The 15,709-nt window shown below is 62.7% G+C and carries 12 protein-coding genes; 5 read left to right on the top strand and 7 right to left on the bottom strand.

Annotated elements, in window-relative coordinates; all coding sequences use genetic code 11:
- Window positions 1-67: 67 nt before the first annotated feature.
- On the bottom strand, window positions 68-1,498 hold the full coding sequence (locus tag KI243_RS20915; protein WP_212809859.1) for an MFS transporter: 1,431 nt from the start codon (window positions 1,496-1,498) through the stop codon (window positions 68-70).
- Window positions 1,499-1,636: 138 nt separating this feature from the next.
- Here KI243_RS20915 and KI243_RS20910 point away from each other — a divergent pair, with 138 nt between their 5' ends.
- Window positions 1,637-2,527, top strand: a complete 891-nt coding sequence (locus KI243_RS20910) for a LysR family transcriptional regulator (protein WP_017124683.1) — start codon at window positions 1,637-1,639, stop codon at window positions 2,525-2,527.
- 9 nt (window positions 2,528-2,536) lie between these two features.
- On the opposite strand, the gene KI243_RS20905 is transcribed toward KI243_RS20910, so the two are convergent.
- A complete protein-coding gene (locus KI243_RS20905; protein ID WP_017124682.1) occupies window positions 2,537-2,752 on the bottom strand; it encodes a hypothetical protein in 216 nt (71 codons plus the stop codon).
- Window positions 2,753-2,822: 70 nt separating this feature from the next.
- Window positions 2,823-3,383, bottom strand: a complete 561-nt coding sequence (locus KI243_RS20900; protein ID WP_212809858.1) for a GNAT family N-acetyltransferase — start codon at window positions 3,381-3,383, stop codon at window positions 2,823-2,825.
- 125 nt (window positions 3,384-3,508) lie between these two features.
- On the opposite strand from KI243_RS20900, the gene KI243_RS20895 reads away from it, so the two are divergent.
- Window positions 3,509-4,096, top strand: coding sequence for a LysE family translocator (locus KI243_RS20895; RefSeq protein ID WP_017124680.1), 588 nt, complete (start codon window positions 3,509-3,511; stop codon window positions 4,094-4,096).
- A gap of 4 nt (window positions 4,097-4,100) precedes the next feature.
- On the opposite strand, the gene KI243_RS20890 is transcribed toward KI243_RS20895, so the two are convergent.
- Window positions 4,101-4,937 (bottom strand): helix-turn-helix domain-containing protein, encoded by an 837-nt coding sequence (locus KI243_RS20890; protein ID WP_177087499.1) that lies wholly within the window; start codon window positions 4,935-4,937, stop codon window positions 4,101-4,103.
- A gap of 302 nt (window positions 4,938-5,239) precedes the next feature.
- Between KI243_RS20890 and KI243_RS20885 the strand changes: the two genes are divergently transcribed.
- Both KI243_RS20885 and KI243_RS20880 read left to right on the top strand, forming a co-directional pair.
- A complete protein-coding gene (locus KI243_RS20885; RefSeq protein ID WP_212809857.1) occupies window positions 5,240-6,709 on the top strand; it encodes a hypothetical protein in 1,470 nt (489 codons plus the stop codon).
- A gap of 104 nt (window positions 6,710-6,813) precedes the next feature.
- Window positions 6,814-9,249: a glycosyltransferase gene (locus KI243_RS20880; protein WP_212809856.1), complete on the top strand. Its 2,436-nt coding sequence runs from the start codon at window positions 6,814-6,816 to the stop codon at window positions 9,247-9,249.
- A gap of 22 nt (window positions 9,250-9,271) precedes the next feature.
- Here KI243_RS20880 and KI243_RS20875 read toward each other — a convergent pair whose 3' ends face one another.
- Window positions 9,272-11,737, bottom strand: coding sequence for a hypothetical protein (locus KI243_RS20875; RefSeq protein WP_244861754.1), 2,466 nt, complete (start codon window positions 11,735-11,737; stop codon window positions 9,272-9,274).
- A gap of 196 nt (window positions 11,738-11,933) precedes the next feature.
- Here KI243_RS20875 and KI243_RS20870 point away from each other — a divergent pair, with 196 nt between their 5' ends.
- Window positions 11,934-12,899, top strand: coding sequence for a sensor domain-containing diguanylate cyclase (locus KI243_RS20870; protein ID WP_042934691.1), 966 nt, complete (start codon window positions 11,934-11,936; stop codon window positions 12,897-12,899).
- 35 nt (window positions 12,900-12,934) lie between these two features.
- Here KI243_RS20870 and pbpG read toward each other — a convergent pair whose 3' ends face one another.
- Both pbpG and KI243_RS20860 read right to left on the bottom strand, forming a co-directional pair.
- A complete protein-coding gene (gene pbpG / locus KI243_RS20865) occupies window positions 12,935-13,870 on the bottom strand; it encodes a D-alanyl-D-alanine endopeptidase (protein WP_017124675.1) in 936 nt (311 codons plus the stop codon).
- Window positions 13,871-14,171: 301 nt separating this feature from the next.
- The gene (locus KI243_RS20860) at window positions 14,172-15,551 is read right to left on the bottom strand and encodes an NAD-dependent succinate-semialdehyde dehydrogenase (RefSeq protein WP_103032728.1); all 1,380 of its coding nucleotides are present in this window, start codon (window positions 15,549-15,551) and stop codon (window positions 14,172-14,174) included.
- Window positions 15,552-15,709 lie beyond the last annotated feature (158 nt).

Below are 15,709 nucleotides of genomic sequence, written 5' to 3'. Positions count from 1 at the left end.
AACGCTCGCACCGGAATGCACAGCTCGCAGTCGAGCTTACCGGCCACCGCATACGTGACGTCCATGGTCATCTGCTCCTGGCGCGGTTTCCCAGGGCAAGCCCCAGCGCAACGACGATCAGTCCCAGGGCCACGGCAAAGGTAGTGTGCATGCCGGCTGCCACCGCCTCGGGATCCGCCGTGATGATATCGCTGCTGGTCGTGGCGAATACAAATACCGCGCCCAAGGCCGCGGCGCCAGTGATCAGGCCGAGATTGCGCGACAGGTTGAGCAGGCCGGCAATCACGCCCCGCCGGTCTGCCGGGATTTCGCTCATGACGGCGGTATTGTTGGCCGTCTGGAACACGGCGTAGCCCAGGGTGAGGATCACCATGGGCACGACGTAGCCGGCGACACCCAGGGTCCGCGGCAGCAGCGATAACCCCAGGCAGCCGAGGGCGATGGCCAGCAACCCGGCGAGGGTCATGACGGGGGCGCCGAAACGGTCGGCGATCCGTCCGGCGGGTAGGCCGGCCAACGCCGCGACGGCGGGTCCGATCGCCAGGACCAGGCCTACCCGTGCCGGTTCCAGGCCGAGGGCGAGGGCCAGGTAGAACGGCCCGATCACCAGGGTCGCCATCAGTACCGTGGTAACCAGCGTGCTCATGACCAGGCTGGCGCTCAGCAAGTGGTCACGGAACATCGCCGGTTGGATCAGTGGCGAGGCGACCTTCGTCTCGACCCACGCGAAAAGCCCGGCACCCACGGCCGCTACCACCAGCAGGGCGATATTGAGCGAGCCGAAATGGTTGCGCCCCAGGGTCATGGCCAGTGCGTAGGCGCCCAGGGTCAGGACCAGCAGCGCCGTGCCCGGCAGGTCGAAGCTGGGGCGCCTGGCCTGGGTTGCAAGTGGATCGGCGGGCAGGTGGCGATAGGCGAGCAGCCAGGTCAGCAAGCCCAGCGGTACGCAGATCAGGAAGATCGCCTGCCAGCCGAATCCGGCGATCAGCATGCCACCCAGCGATGGCCCGAGGGCGGTGCCGATGGCCGAGGTGCTGCCGAGCAGGCCCATGGCGCTACCGGTGCGGGCCTTGGGCACGGTCTGGCCGACAAAGGCCAGGGTCAGCGCCATCATGATCGCCGCGCCAAGCCCTTGCAGCGCCCGCGCGCCAATCAGCCAGCCCAGTGTCGGGGCCAGGCCGCACAAGGCCGAGGCCGCGGTGAACAGGGCGATGCCGGACAGCAGCAGGCGACGCCGGCCCAGCAGGTCGCCCAGGCGTCCGACGCTGACGATCAGCGTGGTGATTGCCAGCAGATAGGCGAGGACGACCCACTGGACCTGCTGGAAGGACGCCTCGAACGCCTGGGCCAGGGTCGGCAGGCCGACGTTGGCGATGCTGGTGCCGAGGGACGACAGCAGCATGGACAGGGCCAGGCTGCCCAGGGCCCAGCGTACGGAGGGGGCATCGCTGCCATGGTTTGTGGTGGCTTGATGTCGTGCGGTGGTGGTGACTTTCATCTCGTCCTCTTTTCCCGGCGCTGCCGATACGCAGCTACCGGAAATCTACGCTGGCCCCTACTATGGCGGAAGGCGCATGGGTTGCAGGTTATTCGTGCGTCTGACGCTATCCATGACTCACCTGAAGCGGGGCTGCCGATGTCGACACCTGACCTGAATCTGTTGCTGACCCTCGATGTGCTGCTGGCCGAGGGCAGCGTGGCGCGAGCCGCCGAGCGTTTGCGCCTGAGTCCTTCGGCGATGAGCCGGGCGTTGGCGCGCCTGCGGGAAACCACCGGCGACCCGCTGCTGGTCCGGGCCGGACGTGGCCTGGTGCCGACACCCCGGGCTCTGGAGTTGCGCGAGCGGGTCGGTCGTCTGGTGGAGGAGGCACAGGCGTTGTTACGGCCCGCCGAACAGCTGGATCTTGGGCAACTGGTCCGCACCTTCACCCTGCGCACCAGCGAAGGTTTCGTGGAAAATTTCGGCGCGGCGCTGATTGCCCGCATCGGCCAGCAGGCACCGGGTGTGCGCCTGCGCTTTGTGCAGAAGCCGGACAAGGACAGCACACCGCTGCGCGACGGTACGGTGGATCTGGAGACCGGCGTGGTGGGGAGGGCGGCGAGTCCGGAGCTGTTTACCCAGGCGCTGTTCCGCGACCGTTTTGTCGGTGTGGTGCGCGCGGGGCATCCGTTGAGCGAAGGGACGATAACTCCGGCCCGCTATGCGGCGGGCCAGCACATCAGCGTGTCCCGTCGTGGCCTCGACAAGGAGCCGATCGACGATGGACTCAAGCGCCTGGGCCTGGAGAGGGCGGTGCTGACGATTGTCGCGGGGTTCTCCACCGCGCTGGCGCTGGCCCGTTCCAGCGATCTGATTGCCAGTGTGCCGGAGCGCCATACCGCAAGGCTGCGATTGGGCATGTACAGCTTTGCCTTGCCGCTCGATGCGCCAGACTTCAGTGTATCGATGCTCTGGCACCCGAGGATGGACGCCGACCTGGCCCATCGCTGGTTACGCGGCTGCCTGCGGGAGGTCTGCGCGCTGTAGCGAATCGCTTCAGTCGCGCAGCATGCTCGCACCGTACTCACTGAAGCTGCTGCCCAGGTTGCTGTTCATCGAGCCGTTCTGCTGGCTGACGCGGGCGCTGCTGTTGTAGTGCTGCTGGCAACTCAGTGTCTCGCAGGCGCTGTTGTTGCTGGTAGTCACGCCGGAGCAGGCGCTCAACAACAGGCTGCCGATCACCAGTGCGGCTTTGACGAGGCTCGATTTCATAGTGGCTTTCCCTGGACTGACACATTTTGTAATGGGTGCTCGGCCCATCTTACGCCTTCGCCCGCCGCGGCTACATGAAACTTTCCGGGCTCAGGTAGCGTTCGGCGCTGAGGCTGTAGAGCAGGCTGTGGGGCTGGCCCGGAACATCGTCCAGCTCGCCGTCGACGATCATCCGGGCGCGTTCCAGGGTACGGCGCGAGGGCAGGTTGTCCGGCCGCACCAGGCCGATCACTTCGTTGCGCTCCAGGGTCCTGAAGGCCAGGTGCAGGGCGGCTTCGACCATTTCGCTGGCGTAGCCCTTGCCCCAGGCGTCCGGGGCAAAGCGGAAATACAGGTTCAGTCCGCTGCGCGAGCCGAACAGGCCGTCCTGCAGTCCGCCGAAGCCCAGCACCGTCTGCGGGTGTTCCTTGTCGCACACGGCCCAGTAGCCGAAGCCCCGGCTCTTCCAGTGCTCGATCCAGTTGAACAGGTTGCTGCTGGTGGTTTCCAGGGACGCCGCGCCCTTGGGGTTGTAGCGATTGGTCTGCGGGTCGCCGTGGATGGCCTGGGCGATCTTGAGGTCGTCCGCCTGCACCGGACGCAGCAGCAGGCGGTGGGTCTCGATGATGGGGACAGGTGTGGAAGCCGACATGTGGGATGTTCCTCCAGAGCAACACGATGATCCGGATAATGCGCCGCCAGGGGAGTTTTCTTCAATACGCTGCCGGGGTGGTTGAGTACTTTGCCTGTCACATTTCACTGAGAGGGAAGTATTCGATGAGCGTTCTGATTTCCATGGCCGCCTTTGCGCTGGCGTCGTCCATCACCCCCGGCCCGGTCAATATCGTGGCCCTGAGTTCCGGCGCGCAGTTCGGTCTGCGCGCCAGCCTGCGGCACGTCACCGGCGCCACCGTGGGTTTCACCCTGCTGCTGGTGCTGATCGGCCTGGGACTGCATGAACTGTTGCTGGCGCTGCCCTCGCTGACGCGGGTGATCCAGCTCGGCGGCGTGGCGTTCCTGTTGTACATGGCCTGGAAGCTGGCGATGGACGACGGCTCGCTGCATGCCGGCCAACCCGGCAAGCGGCCGACCCTGGCGGTCGGCGCGGTGATGCAGTGGCTCAACCCCAAGGCCTGGCTGGCCTGCGTGGCGGGCATGGGGGCGTTTGCCGCCAACGGCGATACGCGGGTGGTGCTGGAGTTTGCCTTGATCTACTTCGTGATCTGCTATGGCTCGATTGCCTGCTGGGCCTTTGCCGGGACCTTTCTGCGCCGCTACCTGGAAAATCCCCGGGGCATGCGCCTGTTCAACCGGCTGATGGCGCTGTTGCTGTCCCTCAGCGCGATCTACCTGCTGCTGCCTTGAGCCGTCAGCCGCGGTACTGGCCGGGTGTCGCGGCCAGGTGTTGCTTGAACGCCCGCTGGAAGTGCGCCTGATCGGCGAAGCCGGCTTCCAGGGCGACATCGGCGATCAGCCGTCCACGGCGCAACTGGTTGCGCGCGTACTGGATGCGCCGGTTGACCAGGAAGGCGTGGGGCGTCATGCCATAGTGCTGCTTGAAGGCGCGGGTCAGGTAGGACGCCGACAGTTGCGCGGCCTGGCAGATATCCTCGAGTTTCAGCGCTTCGGTACAGTGCTTGTGGATATAGGCCGCGGCCCGTTCGAGCTTCTGGTTGATCTCGCGGGCGGGGATCGGCGCCGGGTTCAGGTGGTGTTGCAGCAGGGTGAAGAACTCGACGATGGCGCACTGTTTCTCCAGATGGGCGAGATCGTCGTCCACCAGTTGTTCGTAGAGCAGGTTCAAGCCCCGGAAGAGCAGTGGATCGGTGCTGTGGGTGGCTGAAAACGCCCGGAAATCCAGGTCCGGGCTGAACCCCAGTTCGTGCTGCAGGGACGTCAGCCAGGGCGTCTCGACATAGAACATCCGATAGGCCCAGGGCTGGTCGTCGATGGGGTTGCAAGCGTGCACCTCGCCGGGATTCATCAGCACCACGGTGCCGGCCTCGACCTGCCATTGCTGCTGTTCGTTGATATAGGTGCTGCGCCCGTGGGTGATCGCGCCAATGGAGAAATGCTCGTGGGAATGGCGTGCATAACAGACCTTGCGGCCGTCCTGGATCGAGCGGGCCTCGATAAACGGCAGGGTGGCATCGCGCCAGAAGTACGGGGCCCTGTCGTCAGGGTGGGCAGTGGCAGATCTGTGCATGGTCAAGTCCATTGATTCAGCCCGTGAAGGCCGGGTGGAGCGGCGAGATCGAATTTTTCATCAGAATGGCAGGAGAGACGTTGCTTGGGAACAGCGTTGTTGGAGTCTCGGCATAGTAGAGGGGACGAGTATTGACTTATGATGATGGCAATTAAATATTGCCCGGCCCAGCGCTTCGCCCGGTCGCCCCGCACGCGTCGATGAGACCGTCACGGCTTCCCGGATCTCTCACCTGTCATTCCTTCAGCGTTCTGAGGGCGCGCAAGTGCTGGCCCATTACGTGTTGACTAGGGATGGTGTGCATGCACAAGGCGCATTTTGGGGAAAATCGTCGTCAGGTACTGAGCTGGTTGACAGAGCACTGGCTGGAGGACGGGCCGGTGGTGTGTTTTGTCGAAGGATTTCCTGGCGTCGGGAAGAGTGAACTCTCGACAGAGCTGGCCATGCATGTCGAGCAGTTGGAGGACTGGCAGGTCATCATCGAAGAGGTGGTGGAGCGCGCGGGTGCCCTGCAGGGGACGCTGTCCGATATCGCCGAAAGGCTGACGACGCTGGGCGTCGAAACGATGTTGAACACCTTGCTTTCCGAGCAACCCAATCCCGCTTTTGCCCTGGAGCAGGCATTGCGCAAACCGGTGCTGATCGTTCTCGATGAGGCGCAGCGCCTGTTCAAGGCGGATACGGGGGAGCCGCAAAGCGATCTGGCCGGGATTCTGGCCTTCCTGAGAGCCCGACCCACCCTCCGGGGGCGATTGCTGTTGGTCAGCGACCGTCTGGTCGAGCGTGCGCGTTGGTCGGAGAGCTTCCCGATCAAAACCTTGACGGCGCTGACGGAGGAGGACGCTATCGCGCTGCTGGACGACAGGTTGCAGGGCAGCGGCACTCTTGACGCGGTACCGCCGGAGCGCAAGCCGGAACTGATCCGTTCATTGGGCTGCAATCCGAGGGCTATCGAGAGTCTGGTGGCGACCCTGGCCTATGAGTCGCTGGACGAGGTGATAGGCGCCAACCCCAGCCTCTGGGCTTATCAGGATCGAGAAGTCTCCCGTGACTTCCTGCAGAGGCTCGAACAGGACCTGCTGGAACGTACCATGAGTCATCTGGAGCCGCTCCAGCAGCGCCGGCTACGGATGCTCTCCGCCCATCGCAGAAGTTTCGAACGTGTGTGTTTTGATGTGATCTGTGGCGGTGTCGCCAAAGACGCCAATGATTTTCGCAATCTGCTGATTACCCGCTTTCTGCTGAGCCAACGTCAGGGCTGGCATTCGCTGCATCCGATCATCCGGGAAATCGGACTGGCTCATTTGCGCGATTGCGGGCCTGATTTCAGGCAGGCTCACTCCAAAGCCGCCGATTATCATATTCGCCCCTACGAAGCACGAGCGATGGTGATGGACCAAAAGCGAGTCGCCAGTACCTTCGCGGAACTTCGCTATCACCTGCACCATGCCGGTCGCCACGAAGACCTCAATCGGGTCGTGTTGAGCACCGCCGACCATCTGATGAAAACCATCAAGTCGAACTCGAAGATTCCGGCAGGGGAAGAGCTGGATGAATTGATCTCGGTGCTGACCATTCTACTGCAGGATTGTCTGGTCAGGCCGCTTGAGTATTACCTGGCTCGTTGTCTCAAACAACGCAACCGGATCGGTGACATCGAGTTGGCACTAGAACACGCCAAGTTGGCTGTCGGTCCTGATGGCCCCCGGATGCCGCGGATTTTGTCGCTCGTCTCGAAGAACGCCTGGGTCGTATCGACGATGCGTTGCTGACACTCAATGCAGCAATCGAGGCGCATTCGGAGGGTGGCAATCCCGTCTCTCTCTACCTGCACGGAGTCAGGCTGCTCAGGAGCAAGGGGCGTACGGACGAGGCCATGAGCCTGCTGAGACGGGGTATTGCCGCTATCCCTCCAGAAAAGAATGTCGTCGCGCTTTATCATGCACATGTGCAGTTTCTGGTAGAGAAAAATCGCAGTCTTGAGGCGATCGAGTTTTTGCTCAATGGGATCAATCTCATTTCCGCCGAATTCAATAATGTGGTGCTGTATTCGCAGTGCGCCGAACTGCTTAAGAAAAATGACCAGCGTGACCGGGCCATTTCGCTGTTGCTCGATGGTATAGAGAAGGTGCCTGCGGAATTCAATCTCGTGGCACTGTATCAGCTGTGCGCGGAGTATTTGAAAGAAGAGGGGCGGCAGTCACAAGCGATTGAGCTGGTTGGAGAGGGACTTGAAAAACTGCCGGTGGAGTGCAATCGCGCGGCCCTCTATCTTGTCGGTGCCGAATTGCTCAAAGACGATGGGCGGCGACCGGAAGCCATTGCGTTATTGGTTGAGAGCATGCGGGCGTTGCCCCATGAGTTTCACCAGATTCCGATCTATACCCAGTGCGCTTATCTGCTGAGGCAGGAAAACCGAATTGATGAGGCGCGTTTGCTGTTGTCCAGTCCGGAGATGCCACGGCACATTGCCGAGAGTGGGACTATCAGAGAAAAATCTGTTTTCAATGCTGCTATCGGACTTGACCTCGATTATTTGAGGGGCGTTATCGAACTTGATCAGGGAGCATCGGCGATAGCTTTTCTCGCCCAATGTCTTTTAGCCCAGATCGAGGGGCGATGGATTGACGGTGCGCAGATCGCCCGTGAAGGCAGAGTGCAATGGCCATCAAGTTACTATCTGGTAATTCAGGAGGTTTTTTGCCGGTTGTGCGCTGGCGAAGTGAACAACGCGCATTTCGTGTTGGAATCTTTCGAGCGCTTGAGCAATGAGCCAGGGCATGTCGACACCTGGTTGCGTTGTTTCATTGCCTTTCGCCAGGGCAATCTATCCCTGGCATCTCGTCTTTATTCGGTCTACACCAGTGCCCGACAGGCGAAGGATTTCTCCGCGACACAGGCGCACCTGTTGGCGCTGTGGAATGAGCCGGTGTCTTACTCGACCGCGCATCCTGCCAACTGCCTGACGTTACTGCCTCCCTCCTTGACCGGCATGGATCATGTGGTGAGACGACCACTGAATATGGATGCCTGTCACGAACTCACGGATTGGATAACCCACATGAAAGAAAATGGCGGCCACGCGCCGACGCAACCCTCATCGTCCCACACACCGGCGCAGCAAGCGCTTGCCCGTGGCCCCTCGATTCTGGTGATGGCCACGGAATGGAAGTCCGCCCATGGTGGATTGTCCACGTTCAACCGTGAGTTTTGCCGGGCATTGGCCGCGGCGGGGTGCAGGGTCGTCTGTGCGGTGCCGGATGCCACCGAAGCGGAAATCGGTCATGCCCGGGAATATGACATCCATCTTCTGCGCGCGCCTGGAGGGCCCGGTGCCGAAGTCATGAGTGGATTGCTGCGTCGTCTGGCCTTGCCCGAGGGGTTCAGCCCGCAACTGGTGGTGGGACATGGGCGTATCACCGGACCGGCGGCGGATGTCCAGGCAACGGATTTCTTCCGTGAGGCCAAGCGGATTCATTTTGTCCATATGGCTCCGGGCGAGATCGAGTGGTTCAAGGGCAAGGACGATGCCGCGGCCCAGAGCGAGGAGCGTGAAAGGATTGAGCTCGGGCTCTCAGAAACGGCTGCATTGGTCGTTGCAGTTGGCCCGCGCTTGTCCCGTGAGGCGCGTAATCTGGTGGCGGCGCTGGAGAGTCCTTCGGATGTCCATGAAATGATTCCGGGCTTTTCCTGCTCGGCGATGAGGAGTCCACCGAGTGGGCTGCATTGTCTGATTCTGGGGCGTGCCGAGGATCAGGAACTCAAGGGGCTGGATATCGGCGCTCTGGGGCTGGCCAAGCTGCTGGACCGTAACGTGCGTTTCCCGTCGGACCCCGAGTTGATTGTACGGGGGGCGCCACAAGGAACAGGCGCTGCCTTGCGCACGCAACTGTTGAATATTCCCGGTGCGGAAAACCTGTCGATTCGGGTGCGCGAGTATGCCAGCGAGGGGAATACGATCGAGGGTGACCTGAGGCGCGCGACGCTGCTGCTGATGCCCTCCCGGCGTGAAGGGTTCGGCCTGGTCGCCCAGGAAGCCCTGGCCCTCGGCGTCCCCATTCTGGTCAGCCGTCAGAGCGGTATCGGTGAGTTCCTTCGGCACGTCTTGGGCGATGTCGAGTCCCAGCATTACATTGTGGAGGCCAGGGACGATTTGGCGTCAGCCTCCGATGAGTGGGCCAAGCGTATCGAGGGTGTACTGCGCGATCCGCAGGCGGCCTTCCAGCGAGCTCATGAGCTCGCCCGGAAATTGGCTTCGGAGTATTCGTGGAAGCACGCTGTCGGCTTGCTGTTGGATACGATCGAAAAATGACGTGATAAGGCTTCGGTGATCGCTATAGAAGCGCCGGTCTATCCAGCGCTTGCCAGGCCTGCGCGTCGCGGGCATCGGCGCGGGTCAGCCAGAGGTCGCCATGGCGTTCCAGGGCTTCGGCGGGCCATTCCAGCACGTGCTGCAAGGCGATCTTCACCCGCCGGCCGGGGTCCGAGCCATCGCGCAGGTCCCAGTCGGCCTCGAACTCGCGCAGGTGCAGGGTATCGCCGCTGAAGTCGATGAACTGCGGCCGGTTGCCCAGCCAGTCCGGCGCGGTCCGCAAGGTGTGTGCCTCGAGGTCGAGCAGCAGGAGTTTCCAGGCGCGCCGGCCGTGTTCGAAATCGCGATGTTCCAGGTAGAGTCGGGTCAGCGCCAGGTAACGTCCCTGGGGCGACCAGATCATCGACGGTGCGAGGTCGGACAGGGCGCAGCCGGAAGCGGTCAGCAGGTGGCCGCCCAGGCGCGCGATCTGTCCGCGCAGCAGGTCGTTGCCGTACTCGGTGGCGGTGCCGAACAACCAGGCGACGTCCAGCCCGCTGGGGGATGGCTGGATGTAGTCGCCCTCGGCGGTGGCGATCTGTGGCTGGTTGACCACCCGCCAGGCCGGCAACGGTTCCAGTGTGTCGGCGCCGAGCTTGAGTCGGCGAAGCTCGTAATAGAGCAGCGAGTCTTCCCGGTAATGACAGAACCCGCCGGCCTCTGCCGCTGGCGGGGCGGCTTCGGTAAAGCGCCGTAGGGGCGTGCCGGTGAGGTCCCGGGGCTGGCGCCCGCAGACCACCGCGACGCTGAGGATGGCGTCGCGAAAATCCACCAGTTCGGCGAGGCGTACTGCCGGTCCGTCGAGCAGGCGGCGGGTGCGGGGATCGGCCACGACCACCCGATCCGGCATCGCCGGTGTATCGGTAAAGGGCATCAGCGCCAGGTGACAGGCGTCCTCGCTGAGCCGATGCTCCAGGCGCCAGAGACCGGGCAGGTTCCAGGTGTCCCGCTGCGGGCCGACCACTTCGCAACGGTAGCCGCCGACGGCGTCCTGGTTGTCCCGCTCCCAGATGAAGCGGGCACGGCTGCCATCCTTGAAGGCCGCGGATTCGATCTGCACGGCGGATGCCTGCCCGTCGCTGTCCAGCGGCAACACCAGGCGGATGCGCGCACGGTTCCAGTCGGCATCCTGTTCCCGTCCGAGGGGATCGTGACCGACGAGGATTTCCGAATCGCTATGAATGTTGTGCAACTGGTAGCCGAAGCGCCCGTTGTCGGGTTGATTCAGCGGCAGGTAGCTTTCCAGCCAGACGAACTGTGCGTCCAGCGCCACCGGATCGCTCCAGTAGCCCGAGGGGCTGCGGTCGCTGGCGCTCCAGGGCGTGCGCAAGGCGCGCCAGCCCTGGCCCTGTTGCCAGAGCCACAGGCCATGGAACTGGCCGGACGTTGGCGCGGCGGGCGTGGCGACACAGACCAGAAGCTGGCTGTCTTCGCTCCAGATCATCGGCGTCTGCGCCTTGACCAGCAGCGCCGCGGGTTCGCCGTCCAGGCTCAGGCGGTAGTCCGGATGCAGCAGCGGTGCCAGGGGTTGCTCCAGCTCCAGCAGGTTGGCGGGCAGGCTCAGTTGGCCTTCCAGCAGGTGCCGGCCGTCCGGGGAGCGCTGTTCGATCTGCTGCCGGGCCAGGGCCTGCTGCCAATGGCCGGGTTCGAGCCAGAGATCGCCGGCGGGCAGCAGGTCCACGGCGTCGGCGTCCTTGAGCAGCGTCTCCAGGGCGATCAGGTCCGCGCTGTTGTCCACCAGCGGGCTGTAGCGTCCGCCGAGGCCGTGCTCATTGAAGGTGTCCAGTTCCCAGAAACGATCGTTGTGACAACGATAGAGGCGGCGCAATGGCCGGTCGAGAATCACCAGCCCCCAGTCCTGGCGCGACGGCACCGGTGCTGCGAAATAGCGGCCATCGCTGGAGAAGCGGGCCGACGAGCCGAGCCCCTTGAGCAGGATGCCGTCGGGAAACAGGTAGTCGCAGGTGACCGGACCGCCCATGGCGATTTCGCTGTAGTTGTAGACCCGGATCGGTTCGCCCTCCGGAGTGTGGGTCGGTTCCTGGCCGCCCCACGCACTGGCACCGGCTTGACCGGAATCCGGTTCGGGTTCCGGCACCAGGCCGAGCTTGCGTTCCCAGAGGCTCACACAGGCCAGTCCGGGGAAAATGGCGATAAAGGCGGCGGCGATGTTCCAGTACTCGGGGAGGGCGCGCCCCAGGCTGAAGCCCAGGCCGAACACCGCCGCGATCATCAGTCGGGCCGCACCCCGTGCACCGGGTAGCCAGGCGAATCGCGCGCACAGCCACATCGCGCCGGCACAGCCGAGTACCACGGCGAAGGCGAGGGGTGGCGGCAGGATCGTCACGAAGAAAATCGGTACCACCAGCACCAGGATCTGCCAGATCAATTCCAGCAACAGGCGGCCTATGCTCTTTGATTCGTGGGTTTCGTTACGGGCGGCGCTCACGGGTGACATCCTGTGCGGTGATGGCGGAGGGCGAGTATGACGGTTGCCGTGGGCACCTGGCATGTTTTGGCGTCGGGTTGTGGCGCCGGTCACAGGTCGTGCCGGTAGAACCTCGGGGGATATACAAGGTCCATATCGTTGTACAGGTTCATTTCTTGTCATACGCTTGCAGGACCGCAAGCCTGGGAAGTCCGTGATGTTAGCGCCGATAAAACCTGCCAACGAAACTGCCCGCGTGGAAACCCTGCGCTCGCTGAATATCCTCGATACCTCGCCCGAAGAGCGTTTCGATCGCCTGACCCGCCTGGCCAAGCGCCTGTTCAACGTGCCCATTGCCCTGGTCAGCCTGGTGGACGAGAACCGCCAGTGGTTCAAGTCCTGCGTGGGGCTGACGGTCAGCGAGACGCCGCGGGATATTTCCTTCTGCGGTCACGCGATTCTCGGCGATCAGGTGCTGATGGTGCCGGATGCGGAAAATGACGAGCGTTTCCATGACAACCCGCTGGTGACCGGCGAGCCGGGTATCCGCTTTTACGCCGGTTGCCCGCTGACGGTGGGCAATGGCAGCAAGCTGGGCACCTTGTGCCTGATCGACACGCGGCCACGTACCCTCGACGACGAAGAACGGGCGTTGCTGCGGGACCTGGCGCGCATGGCCGAGCAGGAGCTGGTGGCGGTGCAGATGGCGACCATGGACGAGCTGACGCTGCTGTCCAACCGCCGTGGTTTCGAGGCCCTGGCCAATCATGGCCTGGGTGTCTGCAAGCGCATGGACAAGCCGGCTTCGTTGCTGTTTTTCGACTTGAACGATTTCAAGCAGATCAACGATGTCTTCGGCCATGCCGAAGGCGACCTGGCGCTGAAGACCTTCGCCGATGTGCTGCGCATTGCCTTTCGCGAAAGCGATGTGATCGGTCGCCTGGGCGGCGACGAGTTCGTGGTGCTGCTGACCGGCACCGACCACGTTGAAACCAGCGCGATCATGGCGCGCCTGCGCGAAACCCTGGATGAGCGCAACTCAGGGCAGCAGCGGGGTTATGACATTAACTTCAGCGTGGGGCAGATCGAATATGACGCCGAGCGCCATGAGACGGTCGCAAGTCTCCTTGCGGACGCCGACAAGGCGATGTACGCGCATAAACAGGCACTCAAACGCCGTTGAACGCGGCCCGGTGAACCGGGCCGGTTGATCCGTGGTTACTTTGCGGCCTGGGCGCCCACCTGGCGGTTCTTCAGGTTCTTGTCGGCCTTGTAGCGCAGGGCCACGTCCGGCACGCCGCCGCTCTTGCCGGTTTCCACCCAGTTGCGGATCCGGCTGGCATCGGCGAAGTGGGTGTACTTGCCGAACGCATCGAGAATCACCAGGGCCACCGGGCGGTTACCCATTTCGGTGACCAGCACCAGGCAATGGCCGGCCTGGTTGGTGAAGCCGGTCTTGGTGATCTTGATCTTCCAGCTGTCCTTGTTGATCAGGTGGTCGGTGTTGCGAAAACCCAGGGTGTAGTTGGGTTTGCGGAATGCCACGGTCTTTTCCTTGGTGGTGCTCAGCTCGCTCAGCATCGGATAGTGACGCGCGGCCATCAGCAGCTTGCTGAGGTCGCGGGCGGTGGACACGTTGTGGATCGACAGGCCGGTCGGTTCGACATAGTGGGTATTGATCATGCCCAGGGACCTGGCCTTGGCGTTCATCGCGGCGATGAACGCGGCATAGCCGCCCGGATAGTGGTGGGCGAGGCTGGCGGCGGCGCGGTTTTCAGATGACATCAGGGCAATCAGCATCATCTCCTTGCGCGGCAACTCGCTATTGAGCTTGACCCGGGAGAACACGCCTTTCATTTCCGGGGTGTCGCTGATGTTCACCGAGATGTACTCGTCCATCGGCAGCTTGGCGTCCAGCACGACCATGGCGGTCATCAGCTTGGTCACCGAGGCGATCGGCACGACCACGTCCGGGTTGCTGGAATACAGGGTCTTGTTGGTTTGCAGATCGATCAGCAGGGCACTGCCGGAGGCGACTTGCAGGTGAGTGGTATCGCGAGGGGCCTGGGTGGTTTCACGCGCCTCGACGGTGGTTGCAGCGACGGTGCCGGCCAGGACAAAAAAAAGGCCGAGGATGGAATGACGAATGTTCACGCGGATGGACTCGCTAAAAATGGATATGCCGTTGGCAACGGGCTTTTCTTGAAAAAGCTTTCTGGAAAAAGCGTTACATTTTATGAATATAGTTCAGAAAGTTGCCACACCTCTGGAGATATTGGGCGTAACTGACACAAAATTTACTTTTGTCCTGCATCCATACTGGCCATAAGACATATGTTAGCCCAGGTCGGGACGGCGTTGTGGGGATCGCGGGCCTTTATTTCGAGGGTTTCAGCGAGGGGCGAGCCGCTGTGGGCAGCCGCCCCGGGTCCATCAGGGGAGCATCAGCTTTTCATCAGAGTTGAGCGCCGGCCATCAGCACATATTTGACGTGAACGTACTCTTCGATGCCGTAGTAGCTGCCCTCCCTGCCGTAGCCCGACTGCTTGACGCCGCCGAACGGAACGGAGGCGGTTCCCACCGAGCCGGAGTTGAGGATCACCATCCCGGCTTCCAGGCCCCGGGCCAGGCGCAACGAGCGGCCGAGCGCACTGGTGTAGGCATAGGCGACCAGGCCGAACTCGGTCTGGTTGGCGCGTTCGATGACTTCGGCCTCATCCTTGAAGGAATAGATCGCGAACACGGGACCGAAGATTTCGTTGCGTGCCAGCGGGGAGTCATCCGACAAGCCGGTGATGACGGTCGGTTCGTAGAACAGGCCGCCCTTGGCATGTGGCTTGCCGCCCGCGAGGATTTTCGCACCGGCAGCCCTGGCTTCCTCGACCAGGGCCACGACCTTGTCGAAGCCCATCTGGTTGACCATGGGCCCGACGACAAAGTCTTCCCGCAGGCCCTGGTCGACCTCGATCCTGGCCACGCTGGCTTTGACCCGCTTCACGAAGTCTTCAAAGATAGTGTTCTGCACGAATATCCGGTTGGGCGAAATGCACACCTGGCCCGAATTGCGCAGCTTCGCCCCGACCAGGCCTTTGACGGCTTCGTCGATATCGGCGTCCTGGAACACGATAAAGGGCGCGTTGCCTCCCAGCTCCATGGTCATCTTCTTGATGGTCGATGCGCATTGCGCGGCAAGGAGGCGACCGACCCCGGTCGAACCGGTGAAGGAGATCTTGCGGATGCGCGGGTCGCCGGTCAGGATCAGGCCGATCTCCCTGGGGTCGCCGACCACCACTTCGAGCACGCCTTCACCGATGCCGGCCTTGCGTGCGTATTCCAGCAACTTGAAAGCGGTGAGCGGGGTATCCTCGGCCGGCTTGATGACCATGGTGCAGCCCGCCGCGAGCGCGGTCGCCACCTTGCGGGTGATCATCATGAACGGGAAGTTCCACGGCGTGATCGCCGCGACGGGGCCAATGGCCTCTTTGGTCACTACCACGGAGGCATGCTTGTCGTGGGTCGGGATCGTGTCGCCGTAGACACGCTTGGCCTCTTCGGCGTACCACTCGATAAACCCGAGGCCGTAGTCGATTTCGCCACGGGCTTCGGTCAGGCACTTGCCGTTCTCCCGGCACAGCAGTTCAGCGAAGGCTTCCTTGTCGGCCTTGACGCTGTCGTGCCAGCGTCTCAGGGTGTCGCTGCGTTCCTTCGCCAGTTTCGACGACCATTGCGGGAATGCCGCGCAAGCGCGATCAACCGCGGCCTTCACTTCGGCCGGGGTATTCTTGACGACACGACCGACTTCTTCACCGGTTGCCGGGTTATAGACGATTAGCATGAGGACTCTCCGGAGCTGGAATTGAAAGTGCGGCTGCAGTGCTCGTGGCCTGCAACCGTCCTTTTCCAAGCTACGCAGATCGGTCAGACAAGCGAATATCCGTTCATGTGCTTTGATTGCCCATTCCTATAAGCCTGGAGAGAGGGGCGCGCGCCCGG

Origin of the sequence: Pseudomonas sp. Ost2, from assembly GCF_018326065.1 — a bacterium.
In the GTDB taxonomy this organism is placed as follows: domain Bacteria; phylum Pseudomonadota; class Gammaproteobacteria; order Pseudomonadales; family Pseudomonadaceae; genus Aquipseudomonas; species Aquipseudomonas gingeri.
This window is presented reverse-complemented; position numbering and strand designations above follow the sequence as displayed.